This window comes from Pseudomonas sp. TE3895 (assembly GCF_056278855.1).
Map to the genome: position 1 here is coordinate 4,932,067 of NZ_JBWBQE010000001.1, position 23,486 is coordinate 4,955,552.

At 59.2% G+C, this 23,486-nt stretch carries 21 protein-coding genes and 1 pseudogene; 12 read left to right on the plus strand and 10 right to left on the minus strand.

Going from position 1 to position 23,486, the window contains the following annotated elements; genetic code table 11:
- The first annotated feature begins 96 nt into the window (after positions 1-96).
- Entirely contained in the window at positions 97-1,173 is a 1,077-nt protein-coding gene (locus ACZ889_RS22320; protein WP_014591663.1) for a 3-deoxy-7-phosphoheptulonate synthase, read from the plus strand.
- Between the two features lie 69 nt (positions 1,174-1,242).
- Here the strand turns inward: ACZ889_RS22320 and ACZ889_RS22325 are convergent, their stop codons facing one another.
- Positions 1,243-1,524 (minus strand): GNAT family N-acetyltransferase, encoded by a 282-nt coding sequence (locus ACZ889_RS22325; RefSeq protein WP_003250290.1) that lies wholly within the window; start codon positions 1,522-1,524, stop codon positions 1,243-1,245.
- Positions 1,525-2,031: 507 nt separating this feature from the next.
- Between ACZ889_RS22325 and ACZ889_RS22330 the strand changes: the two genes are divergently transcribed.
- A complete protein-coding gene (locus ACZ889_RS22330) occupies positions 2,032-2,283 on the plus strand; it encodes an Lpp/OprI family alanine-zipper lipoprotein (protein ID WP_003250288.1) in 252 nt (83 codons plus the stop codon).
- Between the two features lie 132 nt (positions 2,284-2,415).
- On the opposite strand, the gene ACZ889_RS22335 is transcribed toward ACZ889_RS22330, so the two are convergent.
- The 3 genes from ACZ889_RS22335 to ACZ889_RS22345 all read right to left on the minus strand — a co-directional run bounded on the left by ACZ889_RS22335 (position 2,416) and on the right by ACZ889_RS22345 (position 4,461).
- Positions 2,416-3,393 (minus strand): L,D-transpeptidase family protein, encoded by a 978-nt coding sequence (locus ACZ889_RS22335; protein WP_265978303.1) that lies wholly within the window; start codon positions 3,391-3,393, stop codon positions 2,416-2,418.
- A 113-nt stretch (positions 3,394-3,506) separates the two neighbouring features.
- On the minus strand, positions 3,507-3,797 hold the full coding sequence (locus ACZ889_RS22340; protein WP_003250283.1) for a hypothetical protein: 291 nt from the start codon (positions 3,795-3,797) through the stop codon (positions 3,507-3,509).
- 58 nt (positions 3,798-3,855) lie between these two features.
- On the minus strand, positions 3,856-4,461 hold the full coding sequence (locus tag ACZ889_RS22345; protein WP_003250280.1) for an arylesterase: 606 nt from the start codon (positions 4,459-4,461) through the stop codon (positions 3,856-3,858).
- A gap of 10 nt (positions 4,462-4,471) precedes the next feature.
- Between ACZ889_RS22345 and ACZ889_RS22350 the strand changes: the two genes are divergently transcribed.
- Both ACZ889_RS22350 and ACZ889_RS22355 read left to right on the plus strand, forming a co-directional pair.
- On the plus strand, positions 4,472-5,158 hold the full coding sequence (locus tag ACZ889_RS22350) for an ABC transporter ATP-binding protein (RefSeq protein ID WP_014861838.1): 687 nt from the start codon (positions 4,472-4,474) through the stop codon (positions 5,156-5,158).
- A complete protein-coding gene (locus tag ACZ889_RS22355; protein WP_476257822.1) occupies positions 5,155-7,662 on the plus strand; it encodes an ABC transporter permease in 2,508 nt (835 codons plus the stop codon). The genes ACZ889_RS22350 and ACZ889_RS22355 overlap by 4 nt, the downstream gene beginning before the upstream one ends.
- Positions 7,663-7,758: 96 nt before the next feature.
- Here ACZ889_RS22355 and greB read toward each other — a convergent pair.
- Positions 7,759-8,106 (minus strand): annotated as a pseudogene (gene greB, locus ACZ889_RS22360) (transcription elongation factor GreB); the annotation flags it as partial.
- A gap of 631 nt (positions 8,107-8,737) precedes the next feature.
- Here greB and ACZ889_RS22365 point away from each other — a divergent pair.
- A complete protein-coding gene (locus ACZ889_RS22365; RefSeq protein ID WP_257645158.1) occupies positions 8,738-10,117 on the plus strand; it encodes an OprD family outer membrane porin in 1,380 nt (459 codons plus the stop codon).
- 46 nt (positions 10,118-10,163) lie between these two features.
- Positions 10,164-11,399 carry an MFS transporter gene (locus ACZ889_RS22370; RefSeq protein WP_180689588.1) on the plus strand — a complete coding sequence of 412 codons (1,236 nt, stop codon included), beginning with the start codon at positions 10,164-10,166 and terminating at the stop codon, positions 11,397-11,399.
- Between the two features lie 44 nt (positions 11,400-11,443).
- Here the strand turns inward: ACZ889_RS22370 and ACZ889_RS22375 are convergent, their stop codons facing one another.
- The gene (locus tag ACZ889_RS22375; protein ID WP_476257823.1) at positions 11,444-12,424 is read right to left on the minus strand and encodes an aldo/keto reductase; all 981 of its coding nucleotides are present in this window, start codon (positions 12,422-12,424) and stop codon (positions 11,444-11,446) included.
- A 72-nt stretch (positions 12,425-12,496) separates the two neighbouring features.
- Here ACZ889_RS22375 and ACZ889_RS22380 point away from each other — a divergent pair, with 72 nt between their 5' ends.
- Complete coding sequence (locus ACZ889_RS22380) at positions 12,497-12,892, plus strand: MerR family transcriptional regulator (RefSeq protein WP_180689586.1); 396 nt, start codon at positions 12,497-12,499, stop codon at positions 12,890-12,892.
- A 37-nt stretch (positions 12,893-12,929) separates the two neighbouring features.
- Here the strand turns inward: ACZ889_RS22380 and ACZ889_RS22385 are convergent, their stop codons facing one another.
- The 3 genes from ACZ889_RS22385 to ACZ889_RS22395 are packed head-to-tail and all read right to left on the minus strand — an operon-like array spanning position 12,930 to position 15,406.
- Positions 12,930-13,823, minus strand: coding sequence for a beta-keto acid cleavage family enzyme (locus tag ACZ889_RS22385; RefSeq protein WP_180689585.1), 894 nt, complete (start codon positions 13,821-13,823; stop codon positions 12,930-12,932).
- 3 nt (positions 13,824-13,826) lie between these two features.
- Positions 13,827-14,591, minus strand: coding sequence for an SDR family oxidoreductase (locus ACZ889_RS22390; RefSeq protein WP_161773454.1), 765 nt, complete (start codon positions 14,589-14,591; stop codon positions 13,827-13,829).
- Positions 14,592-14,638: 47 nt separating this feature from the next.
- Positions 14,639-15,406 carry an SDR family NAD(P)-dependent oxidoreductase gene (locus tag ACZ889_RS22395; RefSeq protein ID WP_161773455.1) on the minus strand — a complete coding sequence of 256 codons (768 nt, stop codon included), beginning with the start codon at positions 15,404-15,406 and terminating at the stop codon, positions 14,639-14,641.
- Positions 15,407-15,645: 239 nt separating this feature from the next.
- Here ACZ889_RS22395 and ACZ889_RS22400 point away from each other — a divergent pair, with 239 nt between their 5' ends.
- The 3 genes from ACZ889_RS22400 to ACZ889_RS22410 are packed head-to-tail and all read left to right on the plus strand — an operon-like array spanning position 15,646 to position 20,042.
- Positions 15,646-17,718 (plus strand): hydantoinase/oxoprolinase family protein, encoded by a 2,073-nt coding sequence (locus ACZ889_RS22400; protein ID WP_476257824.1) that lies wholly within the window; start codon positions 15,646-15,648, stop codon positions 17,716-17,718.
- Positions 17,719-17,733: 15 nt separating this feature from the next.
- The gene (locus ACZ889_RS22405; RefSeq protein WP_180689583.1) at positions 17,734-19,530 is read left to right on the plus strand and encodes a hydantoinase B/oxoprolinase family protein; all 1,797 of its coding nucleotides are present in this window, start codon (positions 17,734-17,736) and stop codon (positions 19,528-19,530) included.
- On the plus strand, positions 19,527-20,042 hold the full coding sequence (locus ACZ889_RS22410; RefSeq protein WP_180689582.1) for a gamma carbonic anhydrase family protein: 516 nt from the start codon (positions 19,527-19,529) through the stop codon (positions 20,040-20,042). Before ACZ889_RS22405 ends, ACZ889_RS22410 begins: the two co-directional genes overlap by 4 nt.
- A gap of 44 nt (positions 20,043-20,086) precedes the next feature.
- Here ACZ889_RS22410 and ACZ889_RS22415 read toward each other — a convergent pair whose 3' ends face one another.
- Positions 20,087-20,884, minus strand: coding sequence for a GntR family transcriptional regulator (locus tag ACZ889_RS22415; RefSeq protein ID WP_180689581.1), 798 nt, complete (start codon positions 20,882-20,884; stop codon positions 20,087-20,089).
- Between the two features lie 232 nt (positions 20,885-21,116).
- Here ACZ889_RS22415 and ACZ889_RS22420 point away from each other — a divergent pair, with 232 nt between their 5' ends.
- Complete coding sequence (locus ACZ889_RS22420) at positions 21,117-22,325, plus strand: alpha/beta hydrolase family protein (RefSeq protein WP_180689580.1); 1,209 nt, start codon at positions 21,117-21,119, stop codon at positions 22,323-22,325.
- Positions 22,326-22,480: 155 nt separating this feature from the next.
- A complete protein-coding gene (locus ACZ889_RS22425; protein ID WP_257645157.1) occupies positions 22,481-23,467 on the plus strand; it encodes a DMT family transporter in 987 nt (328 codons plus the stop codon).
- The last annotated feature ends 19 nt before the right edge of the window (positions 23,468-23,486 follow it).

The following is a 23,486-nucleotide window of genomic DNA, read 5'->3' on the forward strand; positions in this document are numbered from 1 at the left end:
ACGCGCTAAGGTTCGGCTCCCCGCTGCGATTATTCTTGCTGCTGGGCCGCACGGGGATAGTTGGCGGCCGGCACCCGTGACCTGACGAGTAACACGATGGCTGATTTACCGATCGATGACTTGAACGTTGCCTCCAACGAGACCCTGATCACCCCTGATCAGCTCAAGAAGGAAATCCCCCTCAGCGCCAAGGCCCTGCAGACCGTGACTGCCGGCCGTGAAGTGGTGCGCAATATTCTCGACGGCAAGGACCATCGCCTGTTCGTCGTGGTCGGCCCTTGCTCCATCCACGACATCAAGGCAGCCCACGAATACGCCGAGCGCTTGAAAGTGCTGGCCGAAGAAGTGTCCGATACGCTGTACCTGGTCATGCGCGTGTACTTCGAAAAGCCGCGCACCACCGTCGGCTGGAAAGGCCTGATCAACGATCCATACCTGGATGACTCGTTCAAGATCCAGGACGGCCTGCACATCGGCCGCAAGCTGCTGCTGGACCTGGCCGAAATGGGCTTGCCGACTGCCACCGAAGCGCTCGACCCGATTTCCCCGCAGTATCTGCAAGACCTGATCAGCTGGTCGGCCATCGGTGCCCGCACCACCGAATCGCAAACACACCGTGAGATGGCCTCGGGCCTGTCCTCGGCGGTGGGTTTCAAGAACGGCACCGACGGCGGCCTGACCGTTGCCATCAATGCCCTGCAGTCGGTGTCCAAGCCGCACCGCTTCCTGGGCATCAACCAGGAAGGCGGCGTGTCGATCGTCACCACCAAGGGCAACCCATACGGCCACGTGGTTCTGCGCGGCGGCAATGGCAAGCCGAACTACGACTCGGTCAGCGTCGCCCTGTGCGAACAGGACCTGGCCAAGGCCAAGATCAAGGCCAACATCATGGTCGACTGCAGCCATGCCAACTCCAACAAGGACCCGGCCCTGCAACCGCTGGTGATGGAGAACGTCGCCAACCAGATTCTCGAAGGCAACCAGTCGATCATCGGCCTGATGGTCGAAAGCCACCTGAACTGGGGCTGTCAGTCCATTCCGAAAAACCTGGACGATTTGCAGTATGGCGTGTCGATCACGGACGCCTGCATCGACTGGTCGGCTACCGAGAAAACCCTGCGCAGCATGCATGCCAAGCTCAAGGACGTGCTGCCGCAGCGTAAGCGCGGCTGAACATTGCGGGAATGAAAAACGCCGGGCACTGCCCGGCGTTTTTTGTTGTGTCTGGCGCCTGTCGTCAGCTCAGGCCTTGCTCGAATGCCGCTGCTGGCGCTCCATGTAACGCTCCACATACGAGCAAGACGGGATCACCGTGTAGCCCATCTGCTCGGCGTACTCCAGAGCCCGCTCGGTCAGGGCGGCAGCGATCCCACGGCCGCGCAGGGCGTTGGGCACGAAGGTGCGATAGATGTCCAGCGTCTGCTTGCCCAGGTCCATGTACGTCAGGTAGGCACGATGACCGTCCACGTTGGTCTCGAACTGATGACCGGCCTGGTCATGGTGGATGGTCAGCGCTTCGCTCATCACTACTCCTCGCAGGTCTTCTCGGCAGACCCTTACCTTAACCGATGGTGGTTTATCCGGCACAGAATCCTCTACGCCACCTGTTGCCGCTTCGACCATTGGACGATTGTAATCGTTCGGATCGTCTGGCACTCACAAGATAGTAGGCACCACGAGCGGGATTGCTCAAGGTGGTGGCGGTTAAAAAAGGTCGAAACGCCGCCCGGGTGACTTTCCCAAGCCCGCGCAACAGCCACCGGATGTTCTAGGGCTTAAGACGCTGATCGACAGTTAAAGTCACCCTTAGTTCAACAAAAAAGTTCCTGTACCACAACCGCTTGCGAACCCTGCACATTTTTTTCACAGACACGTCGCAAATCTTGTCGGCGCGGAGTCAAGCAACATTTTTTTTGCAGTTCTTGCGCTCTGTCAGTTTACTTACTACAAGTAATGGGTACTATGTACGCCGGCCAGTTTCTCTTTCCTGAGAGATGGCTATTTAATAGAAAGTCCTTGAAGGGGAACACGATGAACAACGTTCTGAAATTCTCTGCTCTGGCTCTGGCCGCAGTTCTGGCTACCGGTTGCAGCAGCGTATCCAAAGAAACCGAAGCTCGTCTGACTGCGACTGAAGACGCAGCAGCTCGCGCTCAAGCTCGTGCTGACGAAGCCTACCGTAAGGCTGACGACGCAATGGCAGCCGCTCAGAAGGCTCAGCAGACCGCTGACGAAGCCAACGAGCGCGCTCTGCGTATGCTGGACAAAGCCAGCCGCAAGTAATAATCCTCACGGATTGTTAAGAAGCCGACCCACTTGTGGGTCGGCTTTTTTATTGCCTTTGAATCCGACAAACGCGGCCAGCAGGTACAAAAAGGCCTGCACTAAGGCAGGCCTGGGTGTGTCGAAATCACCTTACTGCAGTTCGGGCGGAATGCTCGACACCATCGGTGCGGCCCCTTGGTTTTCCACCGGCACGGCAATTTCTACCGGCATGCCATCTTCTGCAGCCACCACGTCACGTACCATGTCCCAGTTCATGCGTAGGTTATTGGCCAGGTCTTCACGCTTGAGCAAGGCATTGATAACTGCGGTGTGTTTGTCGACCACTGACGGGTTACCCTGGTCATCCAGCGGCGTGTGTGCCTCAAGATAGACCTTGCCGGCGCTGATACCGAACTTGTAAGGCTCGTTGATGATGCGCACTGGCGTCCCCACCGGCACCATCTTCGACAGTTCAAGCACGTTGTTGTTAAGCATGCGGAAGCAGCCGTGACTGGTGCGCATGCCAATGCCGAACTTCTTGTTCGAACCATGGATCAGATAGCCCGGTACGCCCAAGGTGAACTTGAACGGCCCCAGCGGGTTGTCCGGGCCAGCCGGCACCACCGTCGGCAGGATGTCACCGTCCTCGGCGTGCTCTTTGCGAATCGAAGCGGGCGGCGTCCAGGTCGGGTTGGGTGTCTTGGCGGTGATCCTGGTATTGGCGATCGGCGACCCCCACCCCTCGCGACCAATGCCCAGCGGGAAGGTGTACACCACGCTCTCCCCCTTGGGGAAGTAGTACATGCGGTACTCAGCCAGGTTGATGACGATGCCTTCGCGCGGGCCCGGCGGCAGAACGAAACGGGTCGGCAGGATGATCTCGGTGCCGGCGCCCGGCAGCCAAGGGTCCACGCCGGGGTTGGCGGCAATCATTTCCAGGTAGCCGAGGTCGTTTGCGGTGCCGATATCGGCGAACGTGTCCTCGTACTTTGCCTTGATCACATGCACTTGGCCGACGATGTCTTCACCGGGCGGTGGCAGTGGCAGCTCCAGCGCAGCAGCGGGGCCCGCTACCAACAGGGCGGCCAGGGACAGGCTACGGGTGACGGCAGGAAAGCGCGGCAACATCCGGTAAATCCTTCGAAAGGTGGGTCAAGAGGATCGATTGTACACCCGCGCCGATGCAAGCGGGAGGCATTGGCACGTTGCAAGCGTTTCAGATGATGAAAGGTGCTTTTCGTTCAGCTGCCGTGCAGCTCTGGCCACACCGGACGCATGCCACGTCGCTGGGCATCGAGGATGGCACGGCACAGCTCACACAGGCGACCATCGCGGTAGATCGATCGCGGCACCCCCGACCAACGCGGCTGGGCTGGCAGCAGGCCGCCACACAAAGTACGGTCGACCGGCACGCCCAGCTCGAGCTGGCGTGCCACGAGGTGGACGCGGATTTCCTGGCAGGCGAACAGGTCGAGCTGCTCGTCGGGCTCGATCAGTTGATAGGCATACAGGGACCAGGCAGGGCGCGGCATTTGGAGCACTCGAAACGGGGGGCGCAACATTAGCCGAAAGGCGGCCCCGTTTAAAGCTTCACAGCAAGGGTTTTATCGCTGGCCAGGCATTTTCCAGCAGGCGTTGCTGAGCCCCCTGGGCCGGATGGATGCCATCAGCCTGCATCAGTTCAGGCACGCCCCCTACCCCTTCGAGGAAAAACGGCACCAAAGGAACCTGTTTGTCCGCTGCCAGCTGTTCATACACCTTGGCAAAGGCGGTGGTGTAACGCACGCCATAATTGGGCGGCAGGCGCATACCCAATAGCAGCACCTTGGCCCCTGCCTGACGCGAACGCTCGATCATCGAGGCAAGATTTTGTTGCAATTGAGCAGGCGGCTGCCCGCGCAGGCCATCGTTGCCGCCCAGCTCCAGCACCACCAGGCTCGGTTTATGTGCTGCAAGCAGCGCCGGCAGCCGCGCCTGGCCACCTGCGCTGGTGTCGCCACTGATCGAAGCATTGACCACTTTGTCGTCAAAACCTTCGTCCCTGAGGCGGGCCTGCAAGAGAGACACCCAGCCCTGACGGCTATCCAGGCCAAAACCGGCGCTGATACTATCGCCAACAACCAGCAGTGTTCCTGCCGCTGCGCTCTGGGCCAGGCAATACAGGGCCAGACCGGCACTCAACCACCACACTCGCATCGGATTCTCCATGAGCCCCAGCATTCTCGTTGCGCAGAACCTTAGCAAAGTGGTCCCCAGCGCGGAAGGTGACCTTACCATCCTCCACGCACTGTCTCTCGACCTGGCCCAAGGCGATAGCCTGGCCATCGTCGGCGCCTCGGGCTCTGGCAAGTCGACCCTGCTCGGTTTGCTCGCCGGCCTCGACCGCCCCAGCGCTGGCAATGTCGTGCTCGCCGGCCACGACCTGGGGCCACTGGATGAAGACCAACGCGCCCGTGTGCGCGCCGAACATGTGGGTTTCGTGTTCCAGTCGTTCCAGCTGCTCGACAGCCTCAATGCACTGGAGAACGTCATGCTGCCACTGGAACTGGACGGCCGCCGCGATGCCCGCGAACAGGCTCGCACTTTGCTGGAGCGGGTCGGTCTGGGCAAGCGCCTGAGCCACACACCTCGGCAGCTGTCGGGCGGCGAGCAGCAGCGCGTGGCAATCGCTCGCGCCTTCGCCGCGCAGCCTGCGGTGCTGTTCGCCGATGAGCCCACCGGCAACCTCGACAGCCACACCGGCGAACGCATCAGCGACTTGTTGTTCGACCTGAACAAGGAGCGCGGCACTACCTTGGTGCTGGTCACCCATGACGAACGCCTGGCCCGCCGCTGCCGGCGCCAGATCCGCCTGGACGCGGGCCGCCTTGTGGCGCCGATGGAGGCCCGGTGAGCCGTATGCCGCTGTCCCGCCTGTGTGGCCTGGCACTGCGCCAGTTGCTGCGCGATGTTCGCGCCAGCGAAGTGCGCGTGCTGTTCTTTGCCCTGTTGGTGGCGGTAGCCGCCAGCACCGCCATCGGTTATTTCGGCGCCCGCCTCAACGGCGCCATGCAGCTGCGCGCCAGCGAGTTCCTGGGCGCCGATCTGGCCCTGCAGGGCAGCGCCCCGGCCCGCGAGCAACAGCTCGATGCCGGCAAGGCACTGGGCTTGCGCCATGCACACGTGGTCGAGTTCACCAGCGTGGTCGGCGGCGACAATGGCATCCAGCTGTCCAGCGTAAAGGCCGCCGACGGCGCCTACCCGTTGCGCGGGCAAGTACGCAGCGCTCCGGCACCCTATGCCGAAGAAACACCCGGCGGCGGGCCTGCCCCTGGCGAAGTGTGGGTCGAACCGCGCCTGTTGGCAGCACTGGGGCTGGCAATCGGCGACAGCATCGACGTGGGCATGAAAACCCTGCGCATGAGCCGCGTGCTTACCTACGAACCGGACCGCGCCAACAACTTCTACAGCCTTACCCCGCGCGTGATGATGAACCTGGCCGACCTGGAGGCCACCGGCGTAATCCAGCCGGGCAGCCGGGTCACCTACCGCGACCTGTGGCGCGGCGATGCCGAGGCGCTGGCGCAGTACCGTCACACCGTGGAAAAAGACCTGGCCGCCAACCAGCGCCTGCGTGACACCCGTGATGGCAACCAACAGATCGGCGGCGCGCTGGGCAAAGCCGAACGCTACCTGAACATGGCCAGCCTGGTGGCTGTATTGCTGGCAGGCGTAGCCGTGGCACTGTCGGCCAGTCGCTATGCTGCACGCCGACTGGACGCCAGTGCCCTGCTGCGCTGCCTGGGCCTGTCGCGCCACCAGGCATTGGGCCTGTATTGCCTGCAACTGGCCATGCTCGGCCTGGTCGCTGCCCTGGCCGGCGCCTTGCTCGGCTGGCTGGCTCAGCTGGGCCTGTTCCGCCTGCTGCACGGCTTGCTGCCGAGCGTGGTGCCCGCTGGCGGCATCGTTCCTGCGCTGGCAGGTATCGGTACCGGGCTGGTGGCACTGGCTGGCTTTGCCCTGCCGCCGATTGCAGCGCTGGGCCAGGTGCCGCCACTGCGCGTGCTGCGCCGTGACCTGCTGCCGATACCTGCGAGCAGTTGGCTGGTGTACGGCGCCGCCCTGCTCGCCCTGGGCCTGATCATGTGGCGCCTGAGCCTCGATCTGCTGCTCACCTTCGCCCTGCTCGGTGGCGGCCTGGTCGCTGCGCTTCTGCTCGGCGGCCTGCTGTTGCTCGGTTTACGCAGCCTGCGCCAGCTGCTGGCCGGGGCGCCACTCACCTGGCGCCTGGGGCTGGGCCAGCTATTGCGCCACCCCATGGCTGCAGCAGGCCAAGCCCTGGCCTTCGGCCTGATACTGCTGGCCATGGCCTTGGTCGCCCTGCTGCGCGCAGAGCTGCTCGATACCTGGCAAGCACAGCTACCCAAGGATGCGCCCAACCACTTCGCCCTGAACATCCTGCCAGATGACCGTGAGCCGTTCATTCAACACCTGCACCAGGTCAATGCCGCTTCAGCGCCGCTGTACCCGGTAACGCCCGGGCGCCTGGTGCAAATCAATGAAAAACCGGTACAGCAGGTGGTCAGCAAGGACTCGGCAGGCGAGCGCGCCGTGCAGCGCGACCTCAGCCTGACCTGGGCCGCCGAGCTGCCCGAAGGCAACGTGCTGACCGCCGGCAACTGGTGGCAAGCCTTGCCAGCCGACAACGACATCCCCGGGGTTTCAGTGGAGGCGGAGCTGGCCAGCAGCCTGAAACTGCAGATGGGCGACCTGCTGACGTTCGATATTGGCGGCCAGCAGCGCCAGGCCCGCGTGAGCAGCCTGCGCAACGTGCATTGGGACAGCTTCCAGCCGAACTTCTACATGATCTTCCAGCCTGGCACGCTGCAGGGGCTGCCGACCACTTACCTGACCAGCTTCTACCTGGCACCGGGGCATGACCTGGATGTCGTCGCGCTGTCACGGGCGTTTCCGGCGGTGACCATCCTGCAGGTTGATGCCTTGCTCGACCAGCTGCGCAGCATTCTCGCCCAGGTAACCTTGGCGGTGGAGTATGTGCTGCTGTTCGTGCTGGCCGCCGGGCTGGCAGTGCTGTTCGCCGGCTTGCAGGCCACGCTGGACGAGCGCATTCGCCAAGGGGCACTGTTGCGCGCACTGGGCGCGGCGCGGCCCTTGCTGGTCAAGGCCCGGCGTATCGAGTTCGGCCTGCTGGGTGCGGCCAGCGGGCTATTGGCGGCCGTGGGCTGCGAACTGATTACCTGGGTGCTGTACCGCTATGCCTTTGACTTGCAGTGGAGCCCGCACCCGTGGCTGCTGGTGTTGCCGCTGACGGGGGCACTGCTGGTGGGGGGTGCGGGCGTGCTGGGAACGCGGCGGGCGTTGAATGCCAGCCCGCTGGCGGTGTTGCGCGAGGCTTGAGGCCTGGCTGTCAGCGCTTCTGCAGGCGCAACCCTGAGGGCTGGGCAATCGCCTGCTGGGACAGCATATGCCTCACGCTGGCGCAAGACGGGCCCGTCAGTCCGTCGAGACGCCCTGGCCGTAACGGATGCTGCTCACATACCAGGTCGCTTCACCGGTAGGTGTATGCACCACCACCTCATCACCCTCCTCCTTCTTCAGCAAGGCACGGGCCATGGGCGAATCGATCGAGATGTAATCGTTGCGCCCGTAGATCTCGTCGTAGCCGACAATGCGAAACTTCATGGTCTCGCCCTCGTCGTTCTCGATCTCAACCCAGGCACCGAAAAACACTTTGCCTTCCTGCTCGGGCGAGTACGCCACCACTTTCACATCTTCAAGCCGCTTGCGCAGGTATCGCACCCTGCGGTCGATTTCGCGCAGCAGCTTCTTGTTGTACTGGTATTAGGGCCCCAGTGAAAAACGTACTATTTATAAGTTTTCGCTTTGCCTCCCCCTGAAAGACTTCAGTGAAACCTAAGCTGCAAACCTTCCTTGGCGCGATACCAGGGTTCGAGCCGACTGACAAGAATCTGTGCTCCTCCTGCTGCCGTAACTCGGTATCTGATGAGCCCTCACTCCCCGATTTTTCACCCAAACGCCTGAGCAAGACCAACTGCCGGGCCAAAGCGCACACAGAATGATTGTGTACCCATCTGCATCGGCGCTCACCACGCCAGGTAGGTGCTCCGCCAATTCTGCGAGAGCGACTCAATCTCTGAGCGCAAGGCTCGTTCCGACACTTTAGTGATCACCGATATTTCATATCGACACATTTGGGTGCGCGCCCTCGGGAATCTTGGTAGCAAACACACCGGGAGGCGGCACAAAAAAACCCAATATCTTCCCATTAACGACATTAAATCAAAGAAAACATTCTAAAAGCGACAAAATTGTGAAGGTAGTTCAGCCCGGTACGAATAATGCTTTTATGTGATCACACATAGCATTAATTCGCTCATGTGCAGCAAGACGTCGTCAGCACCCCGTACCCACTCGGGGCTCCGATCTTCAGCTAGTCATGAGGTTAATCGCCTTGAACGCCAGCAAGACTGTTGCAACGATTCTCGCCAGCTCACTCGTCAGCTCCGCAGCCTTTTCAGCACCTGTTGACCAGACGTTCACCACAACACAGATCAAAGAGGACAAAGCCCAGGCCAGTGCGAATGGCTTCACACACGACCAAAAACTCGGAGGTACCACCCGAAATTTCTGGGCGCATGTGCGCAGTGATCGAAACACCTACTTTCAGATACCCAACAAACAGGGTGAATCGAAACCGACAAGGCTCGCGGCGACCTGGGTTCAGGGCACAATACTGGAGTATCGATCTGGCTTTACTCAGGGAACGATCGGCTTCGCTACCCAAGCTGCCGTGTACAACCAAATCGCCCTAGAGCGTGGCCATGGCCAATTGGCTGGTGGCGTAAATCGAACGCTGGTTGACAGCGACGGCGATGCCGTTGGCCAGTGGAGCAAGCTCGGGCTGGGCAACATCCAGGCCCGGATCTCCAATACCACACTGACCGTCGGGCGCCAGAACATCTATACGCCGGTGCTTGAGGTAAATGCTGTGCTTTCCCTACCATCAAGCTTCGAAGGTATCAGCCTGCACAGCGAGGAATTGAGTAACCTGTCATTCGACCTGGGCACGTTCGATCGCATATCACCGTATACCCAACAAAGCCTGCGCCGTTTTGGCACAGAGTACGGCAACCCACAAGCCAGTGCGGGGCACGTAAACATTGCCGGCATGACCTACACGCCCAGCCAAGCGCTGAAGGCTGAGTGGTTTGCCTCCAGAGTTGAAGACATTTGGACCCAGCATTTTCTAGGTATCACCCACGAATTGGGTGACCCAGACAACCTTTCCTTGAGTAGCTCATTCAGCTACTACCGAACACGCGAGCAGGGGCAGGCGCGACTCGGGCACATTGATAACGATACCTACAGCTTAGGCCTCAGCCTGCAGCATCAGAATCATACGTTGAATGTAGGTTGGCAGCAGGTGGGAGGTAACGAACCTTTCGACTACCTTGGCGAAACTGACGCCATCCATCTCGCCAACACCTTGGTCACCGATTTTAATGGCCCCAATGAAAAATCGCTTGCCTTCAGCTACAGCGTGAACATGGCTCCGTACGGCATCCCGGGTCTGTCGTTGATGGCGTATACGGCCCGCGGATGGGGCATTGATGGCACTCATTACCAAGGCAGTGGTTACGACGTGCGGGCGATGGACGGAGAGAAACACACCGAAAGCGGCTTCATCGCGAACTACGTCATACAAAGCGGCCCGTTACGCGACACACGCTTTTTCTTTCTGTATGGCACGAACCGCGCCAGCGAGAACCAGGCTGACGGCACCATGACCGAAACCCGCCTCGTCACCACCATCCCATTCGATTTCCTCTGACCCTTCAAACCAGTGCAACGCCCTAACCATTGCGGGAGTTAGCAACATGCCACAAATAAACGCTGTGCCATTTACCGCCACCAACAGCCGACTCGACGAGTTTCGCAAAGGCTGGCCCATCCTGATTGCTGCCATGCTGGGATGCGGGTTGGGCGTTTCGTCCCTGCCGCTGTATACCGCCGGTGTCTTCATGCCACATCTGCAAGGCGAATTTGGCTGGAGCCGAACGGAGCTCTCCACTGCAGTTTTGATATTCACCATGGCTCTGGCGGCTGCCTCCCCCTTGGTTGGCAGGTTGATCGACAAACTCGGGGTTAGAACGTCCGCTGCAATCTCGATCAGCGCGGCGGCGCTCTGTTACCTGGTAATGGCCACCCAGCTGGCCAGCCTTGCCACCTTCTATCTACTACAGGCAGCCATTGCCGCCTTGGGGGCTGCGGCTGCGCCCGTTGCCTACACCCGAGTCGTCACCAGCCATTTTCACCGTTCCCGCGGCCTGGCATTAGGTATTACTCTGCTAGGTCCCAGCCTGGCTGCAACAATAGCGCCCGCAGCACTGACCTCAGTCATTGCCAGCCACGGCTGGGCGGTCGGCTATCTCTCACTGGCGCTCATGACAAGCGCCATGCTGCCATTTCTACTGCTACTCAAACCCTCGACAGACAAGGAAACTCAGCCGTCACAACACATTGCCGCCGAAGAGACACCATTGTTCAGCGCCGCCGAGCGCAAACGAATCTTCTACAGGCTGCTTGGCGGGCTTGCGCTGTTTTCTCTTGGTATCGGTGGCCTACTTGTACACTTGGTACCACTTCTGATCGATAGTGGCCTGGACCCAATCAAAGCGGCGTCAATCGCGGGCTTGATCGGCATCTCTGGGATGATTGGTCGCCTAGCGGGTGGGGCGCTTGCCGATCGCTTGTTTGCCCCGTACGTTTTGGTTGGTATTAGCGCCGTCGCCGCCTTTGGCTGCATGTTACTTGCGACTCTGGGTGCAGCTGCAGCTGCACCAGCGGCTGTAGCCCTTGGCTTCGCCCTGGGCGCCGAAGCAGACCTTATGGGTTATCTGGTTGCGCGCTACTTTGGTAAGCGAGCCTATGGGAAGATTTTTGGCTGGCAGTATGCTGCATTTATCAGTGGAATCGGCCTTAGCCCCATGCTGCTGGGATATGCCTACGATGCCACTCACAGTTACTCGATGGCATTGATGATCAACGTTGCACTCTTGCTAGCTGCTCTACTGACCTTCCTTCGCCTTCCCCGCTTCAGGGATGCGTTCTGAGCATGTGTTTGTGCGGCGAGGCCAAGCTTCGCCGCACCACAGATTCAAACAGCGGCGCCTTGAACGGCATCCGCAAGCGTCTCAAGACTGTCCATTTCGGCATCACTGAGGCGAATCGAAGAAGCCGCTACGTTTTCCGCGAGCCGTTGACAATTGCGCGTACCCGGAATGGGTACTATGTCCACACCCAACCTTTCAGCCTTAGTGTACAGCCAAGCCAAAGCCGCTTGCGCAGTACTAATGCCCAGCATCCCAGCAGAGTGCTGTAAGGTTTCGACAAGGCGTTGATTGGCTCGCCAATTCTCATCCTGAAAGCGAGGGAAGTGACGTCGCACATCGTCCTGCTCAAGCACAAGCCCATTTGCCGGCCCAACCAACAACCCTCTACCCAACGGCGCGTAAGGCACCAGCGTTGTCCCCAAGGACCTGGCCACTGGCAGAATTTCACTTTCGATTTCACGTGCGAACAAGGACCACTCGGACTGCAAAGCAGCAATGGGATGGATGGCGTGGGCCTGCAGCAGCTCCTGCGCACTGACCTGCGACAAACCCAACGCACGAACCTTGCCCGCTTTCACCAGGTCGGCCATTGCACCGATTGATTCATCCAGCGGAACGCTTTCGACGCGCCGATGCATGTAATACAGATCGATCACCTCAACTCCCAGACGCTGCAACGATCGATCAACTGCCTGACGAATGTACTCAGGGCGATTATCCAAACTCCAGTCGTCTGGAGACCGCGCATCGCGCGTGTAACCGAATTTGGTGGCGACCAAAGCCTTTGCGCGATGCCTGGCCAGGAATGGGGCAAGCAATTGTTCGTTGGCGCCGAGCCCATACATGTCTGCGGTATCGAACATGTTCACCCCCAACTCCAAAGCTCGCTCGAGCGTTGCCAGAGCTTGACGTTTATCCGTCTGCCCGTAGAACTCACTCATGCCCATGCAACCGAGCCCCTGACGCTCAACCACCATCCCGCCACCCAGGCGTACCTTAGAAATCAACCCCACATTATCTGGCATGAGAAACCTCCGAATTGGCTGAGGCCTCATGTTATAAGTGTGGAGTTAAGTCCATAGTCAAGAGCATTTCAGATGATGATCTCAGCATTTGCTAAAGCCGCGGGGCTCTCAGTAGACACTGTGCGCTTCTATATTGCTAAAGGCCTGCTCTGCCCGAAGCAAGGGGAAAAGGGCGGCTCACGGCCTTACCAGCTTTTCGATTCCAACGAGCTTACGTGCGCGAAGATGATCCGCTTGCAGCAGTCGTTGGGCTATTCGCTAAACGAGATCGCCGATTTGAACAGAGAGTATCGCTCTGGTGCCAAATGCCCAGAACGCACGGCAGAGGTACTGCGCCTGCAGATTGAGCGACTCCAAGCAAAAAAGGACAGGCTCGACGAAGCACTGTCCTTCCTGCAGGAAAAACTCGAATGGGTCGAGACCGGACAGCGAGGAGACGCTCCAAGATTTGACGACTACCTCTGCTAAGCCAGCAGATGGATGCCCCCTCGCACCTCAAGTCTATTTAGCGCGGCGTGCGCAACCCCATAACTTCCCTGGCCTCTGCCGGCGTGGCGACAGACATGCCCATGCACTCGATAATAGTGCGCGCGCGCTCGACCAACTGACCGTTGCTGGCAAAGACGCCCCGGCTCAGGTACAGGTTGTCCTCCAGACCGACACGAACGTTACCGCCCAACAGCGCACTTTGTGCGACCATCGGCATTTGCTGTCGTGCGATGCCAAAGGCGGCCCATTGCGCATTGGCAGGAATCAGGCTGCGTTGGTAGATCATGGTTTCAGCGGTAGCAGGCGCCCCCCACAGCACACCCAAGACCATCTGGAACAGCGGCGTACCATCAATGAGACCATCGGCAATTAGTGAATTGCCGAACAGGATGTCGCCAGCACTGAACACCTCCAGCTCTGGCTTCACACCCAGTTCCTGGAAGCGTTTCGCCATAGCACGCAAGGTGCGAGTAGTGTTCAGATAGACAAACTCCAGTTGCCCTTCCACCTGATTGCCAGTGGTGATGTCCAGCGAGGCGATTTCCGGCAGACATTGCTCAAGGTGCAGCACTCGCTCCGCGACCGGAATCACATCACTTTCCGGCAGTCCCCGTGACTCATCCTCCGGGTCTGGCAAGAAGAATGCGCCAAGGCCGCAGGTCAAGTTCAGAACGATATCGACACCCGACGAGCGCACACGGTCCACGACCTCCTTGAACAACGCCGGATCACGGCTACCGCCACCGGTCTTGGGGTCTCGAACATGAATGTGTGCGACCGATGCACCTGCATGCGCTGCCTCGATGCAAGCCTCGGCAATCTGCTGCGGCGTGACTGGCATCGCCGGATGCTTGGGGTTGAAGGGAGCGTTTCCGGTTACTGCACAGGTCAGAATCACTTTGCGTGACATGGCTTAAATCTCCCACTCAACGTTGCCGCTCACCGCGAGCAGCTCACCGGTAATTTTCTTGGCAGCATCCGAGGCAAGGAACAACACGGTCTGCGCCAACTCTTCGGGCTGCACTTTGCTGCGCAGCGATATGTACTTGAGATAATCCGCTTCAACCTGCTCCACCGTGCGCCCAGACTCTTCGGCAATGCCTGCAACGATTCGGGTCATGCGGGCGTTGTCGATCATGCCCGGCAAAATCGCGTTGCAACGCACATTGAAAGGCCCCAGTTCGCGGGCAGCATTGAGCGTCAGCGATTCCACCGCAGCCTTGGAGACCACGTAAGCTGTACGCATGGGCAGTCTCGTGCGTGTAGAACCGGTGGAAAAGTTGATGATCACGCCCTGGCGTTCACGCTTCATGGCTGGAATGACTTCACGCATCAAGCGGAACATGCCACCCAGGTTGACGTCCAAGGTGTGCTGCCAGGCTTCGTCGGTGATGTCTTCAATGGCGGCACGCGGCCCAGGCACACCAACGTTGTTGACCAGCACGCTAACGCTGCCGGAAAACGCCATTTCGGCCTCGCGCACGACGCGCTGAGCATCGTCACTGCGCCCGACATCCGCCACGGTGCCACTCATACCCGGGTTGGCCCGCAAGGTTTCCACCAAAGCGTCTTCACGTACATCGCAGATGTGCACATTGGCACCGCGTTGCAGGAAGCTCTCGGCTATGACACGGCCGACACTGTCCGCGCCACCCGTCACGATCACGTTTTCTTTCATCTCTGCTCTCTGAAAAAAAGGGTGGCAAGCCACCCAACGAGACGGGCCTACAGCCCCGCGGAAATACCTTCATCCATCAGCAGGCAAGCGCCACGCATGGCACTGGCCTGGTCTGAAGCTAGGAAGGCGATGGCATTGGCAATGTCCTGCGGCTCGGAGAACGTGCGCGGGCTTGGGGTGCGAGCGGTCATGAAGTCTCGCAGTTCTTGCATCGACGCATCGTTACGGATGTCTTCGTTGATCGCCGTCGCAGTATTACCCGGCGCTACACAATTGACCCGTATGTTGCTACGCCCAAGCTCGCAGGCAAGGGCACGGGTCATCAGGATGATCCCCGCTTTGGTGGCGCAATAGATCGAATAGCCACCAAAGCCAGTGACGCCCGCCACAGAAGCAACGTTGACAATCGCGCCCGAGCCTTGCGCCTTGAACATAGGCACCACCGCATCAATCAGATTCCAGGTGCCTCGCAGATTGATATCGATCATCTGCCCTGCCTCAGTCAGTCGAGCTTCGCCTGCGGGGGTTGGCTTGAAGACCCCGGCTGCGTTAACCAACAAATCGACGCGCCCGAAGGTTTCCTTGACGGCACCGACCAACTCCACCACAGCCCCCGCTTCACGGACATCACACACAAAGCCTTGGGCTGCGCCCCCATCTTCTCGAATGGATGCGGCGACACGATTAGCTTTTTCTTGGCTGGAACTTGCCACCACTGCCACCGCGTAGCCATCGGCTGCAAGCCGACGCGCAGCAGCTTCACCAATGCCCTGAGAGCCCCCTGTCACTAGCGCGACCTTTACCTGCGTAGCCATCTGAACCTCCTCAATCAGCCCGTAGAGCCAGCAATCTGTACTGGTGTTTTCACGCTAGCAATTACGTGATCACAGATCAACACAAAAAAATCACAAGCCGCAGAAATCTCGGAATTTTGTCTTGATTTCGCCCGTTCAAGGGATTACTAATGTGATCACAAAAACCAAATCGAACAATAATTTGACTGCCCAGGGACATCCCCCTCCCAAAGACCACGTTTGCCTCCAGGAGACGAGCTATGAGATTTGCAGTGGATACAGGCGGCACCTTCACGGACTTGATCATCGAGGACCGCAACGGCCAGTTGAACATGTTCAAATCCCCGACCATTCCGGCGGACCCGATCAGCGGTGTGCTAGAAGCACTTCAGGTAGCGGCCAACGGACTTGGCCTGGAGCGTCGAGCCATGCTTGAACAAGGCGAGATGTTCATCTACGGCACCACACATGCCATCAATGCGATCATCACGGGGCACACAGCGCGCACCGCCTTACTGGTCCCGGAAGGACATCGCGACATCCTCACGTTGCGCGAGGGTGGGAGGCTGGAGCCTTTCAACTTCACCGTGCCTTACCCAGAACCCTTCGTACCGCGAGCTTTGACCTGGGAAATCCCCGGGCGTCTGTTAGCGGATGGCGCAGAGCTGGAGGCACTAGATGAACAGGCAGTACTGCAAACAATCGAGCAGCTACGTCAAGCGGAAGTGCAAGCGGTGGCCGTTTGCCTGCTATGGTCGATCGTAAATCCAGCGCACGAGCTGCGTATCGGCGAACTGCTCGAAGCACACCTGCCCGGCGTGCCCTATACCCTGTCCCATCAGCTGAATCCGATCCCACGCGAATTCCGCCGGGCCTCTTCGGCCTGCATTGACGCCTCGCTCAAACCCATGATGCGCGCCTACATGCACACGCTGGTCCAGCGTTTGCGAGACGCAGGCTTCCCGGGACGTGTCGTGGTGGTGACCTCCCAAGGCGGCGTTATGGATGCCGAGCATGTTGCCGAGGCGCCTATCCATCTGATCAACTCCGGCCCGTCGATGGCACCGATCTCCGGCAAGTACTTTGCCTTGGCGGATGAGGGGGCAGACACTGCGATCATCGCCGACACCGGCGGCACTACCTACGATGTCAGCCTGGTCAGGCGCGGCGTCGTACCACGGTCACAGGAAACCTGGATTGGCGCACCCTACCGCGGCATCATGACCGGCTTCCCTTCCGTCGATGTGAAAAGCGTCGGCGCCGGCGGCGGCTCCATTGCGTGGGTGGACGACGGCGGCATGCTCCACGTCGGCCCGCAAAGCGCCGGGGCCGCGCCAGGGCCCGCCTGCTACCGGCGGGGCGGTGAACAGCCCACTGTCACAGACGCCTCCTTGGCACTGGGCTACATCGACCCGGACTTCTTCCTTGGCGGAAAAATGAAGCTTGACGCTCAAGCGTCCCGGGATGCCATTGAACAATACGTCGCCAAACCGCTAGGCATGAGCATTGAAGATGCCGCAGCGGCAATTATCACAGTGGCCACCGAAAACATGGTGCAGGCGATCAATGACATCACCATCAACCAGGGCATCAACCCGCGCGAAGCGGTGCTCATCGGCGGTGGTGGTGCAGCCGGTCTGAACTCGGCGTTGATCGCAAGGCGCCTCGACTCGCCCAGCCTGGTCATCCCACAAGTGGGAGCAACCATGAGTGCGGCGGGCGCCATGATGTCCGAGCTGACATCGCACTTCCAGCGCACTCGGTTTACCCGCACGGACTCGTTCGACTTCGAAGGTGTAAGCGCCACACTGGCAAGCCTGCTGGCCCAATGTAAGGAATTCATCGCAGGCCCGGGCCGTGGCTCGCTGCAACAAACCATCACATTCTGGGCCGAGGCACGGTATCAGGAGCAGGTATGGGAGTTGGAGGTGCCCCTACGAGGCCTTGAACTGAGCACCACCCAGCACCTAGACGAGCTGATAGAAGATTTCCACCAGGTGCACGAAGACGTCTTTGCCATCCGAGACACTCATTGCGCCATCGAAATCGTCGGCTGGCGCGCAACCGTCGCCTGCCGCATTCGCGCCCAGGACGGCGCAACTCTGGCCAATGCCAAAGCCGGCCCGATCGAGCAGCCAATCCGCCGCGCCTACTTCGCCGGCCACGGCTACACCGAGACCAAGGTGGAGCGTTTCGAAGCCATGCAACCAGGCAACCCCGTGCAAGGTCCCGCCATCATCGAATCCTCGTTCACCACCGTGGTGCTCAACCCTGGTGATACCGCCGAACGCCGCCCTAGCGGCAGCCTTTCCATCATTCCAGGTCGCGACTGAGCTTAGGAGTTGTCCATGAAACAGACCCCGCATTCCTCTACCAGTGGCGTACAACTGGCCGTCATCACCAACCGCCTGGAAGGTATCGCCCGCAAGATGGCGAACACCTTGCTTCGCAGTGGCCGCTCCGGCGTGCTCAACATTGCTCGGGACTTTTCGTGCTGCATTGTGACCGCAGACTGTGACCTGCTGGCTGCAGCGGAAAGCTTGCCCATTCATGTTCTCTGCGGCCCGGACATGATGAGCAGAACAATGAAGGAGTATCACCCAGAGCTGCGCCGTGGTGATGCCTTCCTGCATAACTCGCCGTATCACGGATGCTCCCATCCGGCCGACCACACCATCCTGGTGCCCGTCATCGATGATCAAGGCATCCACCGCTACACCGTGGTCGCCAAAGCTCACCAGGCGGACTGTGGTAACTCGGAGCCGACGACATACATGGGCTCGGCCCGTGACGTTTACCATGAAGGCGCATTGATCTTCCCAGCGGTGAAGATCCAGTCGCAGTACCGCAATGTCGATGATGTCATTCGCATGTGCAAGATGCGTATCCGCGTGCCTGAGCAATGGTGGGGCGACTACCTGGCAATGATGGGGGCGGCCCGCATCGGCGAGCGAGAGCTGCTGGCACTGGGCGAGGAGCTGGGCTGGCAGACTCTGGAAGACTATTCCCGCGACTATCTGAACTACTCCGAGCAGCGCATGATCAGCGCCATCAACAAACTCGCCGCGGGTAAGACCCAAGGCCAAAGCACCCATGACCCACTGTTTGAGAGCATGCCGGAAACGGGCTTGACCGTGACCTCCAAGGTCACGATCGACAACCAGCAGGGTAAAGTCGTAATCGACCTTACGGACAACCCAGACAGCCTGGCGTGCGGCTTGAACCTGAGCGAAGCCTGTGCCCGCACAGCTGCTATGGTCGGGGTATTCAACAGCGTGGAACACAGCGTGCCGAAGAATGCCGGCTCGTTCCGCCGCATCGACATCCTGCTGCGCGAAGGATGCGTGGTGGGTATTCCGGTGCATCCGACGTCTTGTTCGGTTGCCACAACTAACCTTGCCGATCGGGTGGCCAACTCGGTGCAGACGGCCATTGCGGAGCTGGAGGACGGCGCGGGGTTGGCCGAATGCGGGGCTGTGATTCCTCCTTCCATTGGTGTCATATCCGGCATCGACCCCAAGACCGGCCACGCTTTTATCAACCAGTTGTTCCTAGGCTTCACAGGCGGTGCAGGCGCCCCCTTCGCTGATGCCTGGCAAACCATCGGCCACGTCGGCAATGCCGGCTTGTGCTTCCAGGACAGCGTGGAGCTCGACGAAATGCGCCACCCCTTGCTGATCCGCTCCCGTAGTTTCGTCACCGACAGTGAAGGTGCCGGTCGCTTCAACGGTGCTCGTAGCATGTTCGTGGAATTCGGGCCAGTGGGCTGCGCAATGGACCTGGGTTATGTCAGTGATGGTCACATAAATGCCCCAAAAGGTGTGCGTGGCGGATTACCGGGCGCAGCGTCGAAGCAATACCGGCGCCATGTTGACGGTGCGCTGGAAGCCTTGCCAGGCGGAGCCCTTATTCATTTGCTCGACGGTGAGACGATACTCTCGTATTCGTGCGGCGGAGGCGGCTACGGCCACCCCCACGAACGTGCTCCTGAACAAGTGCGCAAAGACGTCAGCGAGGGCTATCTCACTGCTAGCCGTGCTCGGGACGTGTTCGGGGTAGTGGTCGATGAGCATGGCCTAGGAGTGGACCTGAAAGCTACTCAGGCACTACGCGAAGGGGCCGGTGCAATGCCGGAGCTACCATGATCCTGGCCTATCAAGGCACCCGGCCAGAGCTGGGGAAAGACTGCTTCGTGGCTGAGAATGCCACGGTGGTCGGCCAAGTCACTCTGGGGAACCGCAGTTCGGTGTGGTTCAACGCCGTGCTACGCGGGGACGTGGAGCACATCGAAGTCGGCGCAGAAAGCAACCTGCAGGACGGCGTAATCGTGCATGCCGACCCTGGCAGCCCGGTACGCATCGGCAACCGGGTTACCGTTGGTCACGCGGCCGTGCTGCACGGTTGTACGGTCGAAGAAGGGGCGCTGATCGGCATCGGTGCCACCGTGCTGGACGGCGCAGTGATCGGTAGCCAATCGCTGATCGCGGCTGGATCGCTGATACCTCCCGGAAAACAGATCCCGCCCCGCTCGCTGGTCATGGGGGCTCCCGGCAAGGTCGTCAGGTCGTTGACGCAAGACGAACTGCAATCACTGGCGTGGGCGGCAGACGAGTACGTGCACCTGGCACGCGGCTTCCTTACGCAACAAGCTGACTGAACCACCCAAGGGGCGCCGCGCTAGCGTGGCGCCCTTGCTGCCGGTCACGCCGACGCTGGCCTGCGGCCACGGGGCTTGCGAGTAACCTTGATAGGCTCAAGCAAACTGCCATCTTCTGCGAAAATCTGCTCTTTGTACCATCGAGCTGCATCGATGATGTCGGCGCGCATGGCTGCGCCAACAGCTTCAGCATCACGTTTGGCAAGGGCCGCGAGAATATTGTAGTGATGTGCGATACCACGCTCGTGCAAGCTGTGTGCGGCGGTATGCATGTGTTTCATCACAGCAGCGATGTACGGGCCACTTTGCAACCACAACCGTTCAATGATCGATAGCAGTGCATCAGAGCCGGACGCGCGATAAATCTCAAAATGCAGCTGTTCATTGGCCACCACGGCTTCGGCGATTAGTTCGCTGTCGACCGCATGGCTGTAGGCCTCGGCCGCGCGCTTGATACGCGAGAACGCAGCCGTGTCCATACGCTCGGCGGCCAGTGATGCTGCACGCGCCTCAACCGTAGCCCGCGCCTCAATTAGATCGTCCAAGCGCTGCACCGTGACCATGGGAACGCCTAAGGTCCGATTGGCAAGCATTTCCAAAGCACCTTCGGTGAGCAGCCGGTTAACCGCCTCACGCACCGGCATCGTACTTGTACCTAATTGCTCGGCCAGCCCGCGGATGGTGACAGCAGCCCCTGGTGCATAGCGCCCCGAGCGCAAAGCATTGGCAAGCGCCTCATAAGCCTGCTCGCGCAGTACCGAACTACTGAGCTTACCGAAGGCGGGCACGCCATCTTCACCTTCAAGCAGGGACGGATCCCTCATGGAATCGGCCTTGAGCATAAAAACCTCGCTTATGTCGACGACCATCCAAGCCGCCGGATATCACAGTTGTGATCACAATTGTAGGGGTATCAGACATTCGGTGTCGACGTCTTTCACCTCGAAAGTCGTGATCACATTATTTGTAAAAATGCCAAAAAACAGACCTGAAGGTGCAAAAAACCCTATTTACGTGATCACATATCTCGCTATATAGTCAGGTCAGGTTCCTTCACGACAATGCGAGGTAGTAATGGACAGTATGCGCAAAGGCCAACGCTGGGTTCTGGACTCGTTCCTGGCTATCGGTGGGCTGGATGTACTGCACCCGGACGCGGGTGCGATCTTTGAACAGATCGGTTACGACTCAAACGACATCAAGCGGGTATTCGACCCAGTAAAGGCGGGCTCCATGCTACCGTCCGCCTGGTCTGCGGCAGCCCGTGAGATTGAAGGCCGAGCCCAGCACTGGGAAAGCCGAGGCTGTCGAGCAACGGCCCGACGGCTCTACGAACGAGCCACCTTGCTCTATGCCCGCACCCATTATTCGATCCTGGGCGATGATCCTCGCCGTGCGCGATACCTGGAAAAGCTCATCAGCTGCTTCGACAAGGTGATCGAGTTTTCCGCGCAGCCCATTGAGCGAGTCACCCTTCCCTTCGAGGGCAAGCACCTTCACGGCATTCTCGAAACACCAGCAGGTGCCAGTAAAGTCCCCTGCGTGATCATGTTGCCGGGCATGGACATGTTCAAAGAGGACTGGCACAAGCTGATCGAGCAGCGAATCCTTCCTCGCGGTTGGGCTGGTTTTTCGCTGGATGGGCCCGGTCAGGGGGAGTCTCTCACCAAGGGACTCAAAATGACCCTTGACAACTACGACCGAGCTATCAGCCGAGTGATCGACTTCCTCAGCGAGCACCCTGCCATCGACCCTGATCGTATCGTGATCATGGGTTCGAGCATGGGCTCATGGTGGGCAACCCGTGCCGCAGCAGTGGAGCCACGCATTCGCGCTATTGCCGCCAACATGTCCAATCTGGGTGACAAGTACGTGTTGCTCAATCAGGCACAGCCAAGCTTCATGTCGAACCTGATGTTCATGACTGGGATCAGCGATACGCAGGAAATCCAAACGCTGTCGCAAGCAATGACCTTGGATGATATCGCCCCACAGGTGAAGGTCCCGTACCTGATCATTACCGGGGAAAATGATGAACTCACTACCCTTGAGTCGACGATTGACGTTTATGACAGGTTGCAAGGGCCGAAGGAACTGTGGATCTATCAGTACGAATTCCATCCGATAGGAGCGCAGTCGGATGAGTGGCTAACGGCATCATTGGATTGGCTGGACCAAGCCATGCACGGCAAGTTCGAGAATAGTCATGAAAAACGCACGTTCATCACCAAACAAGGGCAGTACCTTGAAGGCAATGGTGAGCCGTGCTGGTGGAACCCCTGATCCAGCAGCGGAGTAATGGGCCTCATATCATCAGCCCGTGCATGACCCAGGGCTGATGACATGTATATAACGCTAACGAAAATAAAAATAAGAACTCGATCTCAGTTTATGGACACGACCTGCCTCCCTATTCCAAAGCCAGGCGGAACCCGTAGATGGACAAGACTTTTCTCCCTGGTCGTCCTTCCAGGAAGTCAAAAATGCTCAATGATTCAAGGTCAGCTCTTTCTGCATCACCCGCACGCTTGAAGCTCTCTGTTCAAACAAAGGGCATGTTGCTGTTATTCGTTGCCATTCTGATGTGGGGGGCGAATTGGCCTGTAATGAAAAGCGGTTTGAACCACATCACTCCCATATGGTTTTCCACACTACGCTTCGCACTTGGGGCGGCTTGTCTTTTTGTCATTCAAGCAGCCACTGGGAAGCTCATACTTCCCAAGCACCATGACGTGCCCCTCATCGCAAGTGTTGGGCTGTTGCAAATGATGACCTTCACTGTACTAGGTGCAGTGGCGATGACCCATGTGGACGCCGGACGCTCTGCTGTCCTGGCTTACACCACCCCTCTATGGGTATTGCCGATTGCCGTACTGCTTCTGCACGAAAAACTGAGCCGTAGAGAGTTGATGGGCACATTTATGGGCGTGATGGGCGTATTGATACTATTCAATCCGCTGTCGCTGGATTGGAGTAACCAGCCTTTAGTACAGGCTAACTTTATGCTATTAGCTGCTTCGCTTTGCTGGGCGCTAAGCATGCTTCATCTACGTTACAGCAAAAACACCTCATCGGCTTACCAACTGGCCCCGTGGCAGATGGCACTGGCTTGTATTCCACTTTCAATGCTTTCCTGGTGGGTGGAGGGCCCATACACCGGTGATGGCTCGCGCACGCTCTGGGAAATTCTGTTGTTTATGGGCCCCCTGGCAACCGCTTTCTGCTTCTGCGCAGTTAATGCGGCCAGTAGCTGGCTTTCCAGTACCAGCATGTCCACCGCCATGCTGGGCGTGCCCGTAGTAGGGCTGATGATGTCCGTCCTCTTCACTGATGAGGTACTGACACTGCCATTACTGCTGGGCGTTTTTGCAATCCTTCTAGGTATCTTAGTAACGATTACCCGACACCTTGGCAGCACCAACTGAATTCAACGCTTTGGATGTC

Bases quoted from the DNA above. Each gene is read 5' to 3' on its own strand.
- ACZ889_RS22335 (WP_265978303.1), bottom strand. From the start codon at position 3,393: ATGTTGCCGCGCTTTCCTGCCGTCACCCGTAGCCTGTCCCTGGCCGCC.
- ACZ889_RS22415 (WP_180689581.1), bottom strand. From the start codon at position 20,884: ATGCTCAAGGCCGATTCCATGAGGGATCCGTCCCTGCTTGAAGGTGAA.
- ACZ889_RS22420 (WP_180689580.1), top strand. From the start codon at position 21,117: ATGGACAGTATGCGCAAAGGCCAACGCTGGGTTCTGGACTCGTTCCTG.
- ACZ889_RS22385 (WP_180689585.1), bottom strand. From the start codon at position 13,823: ATGTCACGCAAAGTGATTCTGACCTGTGCAGTAACCGGAAACGCTCCC.
- ACZ889_RS22400 (WP_476257824.1), top strand. From the start codon at position 15,646: ATGAGATTTGCAGTGGATACAGGCGGCACCTTCACGGACTTGATCATC.
- ACZ889_RS22410 (WP_180689582.1), top strand. From the start codon at position 19,527: ATGATCCTGGCCTATCAAGGCACCCGGCCAGAGCTGGGGAAAGACTGC.
- ACZ889_RS22425 (WP_257645157.1), top strand. From the start codon at position 22,481: ATGGACAAGACTTTTCTCCCTGGTCGTCCTTCCAGGAAGTCAAAAATG.
- ACZ889_RS22370 (WP_180689588.1), top strand. From the start codon at position 10,164: ATGCCACAAATAAACGCTGTGCCATTTACCGCCACCAACAGCCGACTC.
- ACZ889_RS22330 (WP_003250288.1), top strand. From the start codon at position 2,032: ATGAACAACGTTCTGAAATTCTCTGCTCTGGCTCTGGCCGCAGTTCTG.
- ACZ889_RS22340 (WP_003250283.1), bottom strand. From the start codon at position 3,797: ATGCCGCGCCCTGCCTGGTCCCTGTATGCCTATCAACTGATCGAGCCC.
- ACZ889_RS22345 (WP_003250280.1), bottom strand. From the start codon at position 4,461: ATGCGAGTGTGGTGGTTGAGTGCCGGTCTGGCCCTGTATTGCCTGGCC.
- ACZ889_RS22320 (WP_014591663.1), top strand. From the start codon at position 97: ATGGCTGATTTACCGATCGATGACTTGAACGTTGCCTCCAACGAGACC.
- ACZ889_RS22375 (WP_476257823.1), bottom strand. From the start codon at position 12,424: ATGCCAGATAATGTGGGGTTGATTTCTAAGGTACGCCTGGGTGGCGGG.
- ACZ889_RS22390 (WP_161773454.1), bottom strand. From the start codon at position 14,591: ATGAAAGAAAACGTGATCGTGACGGGTGGCGCGGACAGTGTCGGCCGT.
- ACZ889_RS22395 (WP_161773455.1), bottom strand. From the start codon at position 15,406: ATGGCTACGCAGGTAAAGGTCGCGCTAGTGACAGGGGGCTCTCAGGGC.
- ACZ889_RS22350 (WP_014861838.1), top strand. From the start codon at position 4,472: ATGAGCCCCAGCATTCTCGTTGCGCAGAACCTTAGCAAAGTGGTCCCC.
- ACZ889_RS22325 (WP_003250290.1), bottom strand. From the start codon at position 1,524: ATGAGCGAAGCGCTGACCATCCACCATGACCAGGCCGGTCATCAGTTC.
- ACZ889_RS22405 (WP_180689583.1), top strand. From the start codon at position 17,734: ATGAAACAGACCCCGCATTCCTCTACCAGTGGCGTACAACTGGCCGTC.
- ACZ889_RS22380 (WP_180689586.1), top strand. From the start codon at position 12,497: ATGATGATCTCAGCATTTGCTAAAGCCGCGGGGCTCTCAGTAGACACT.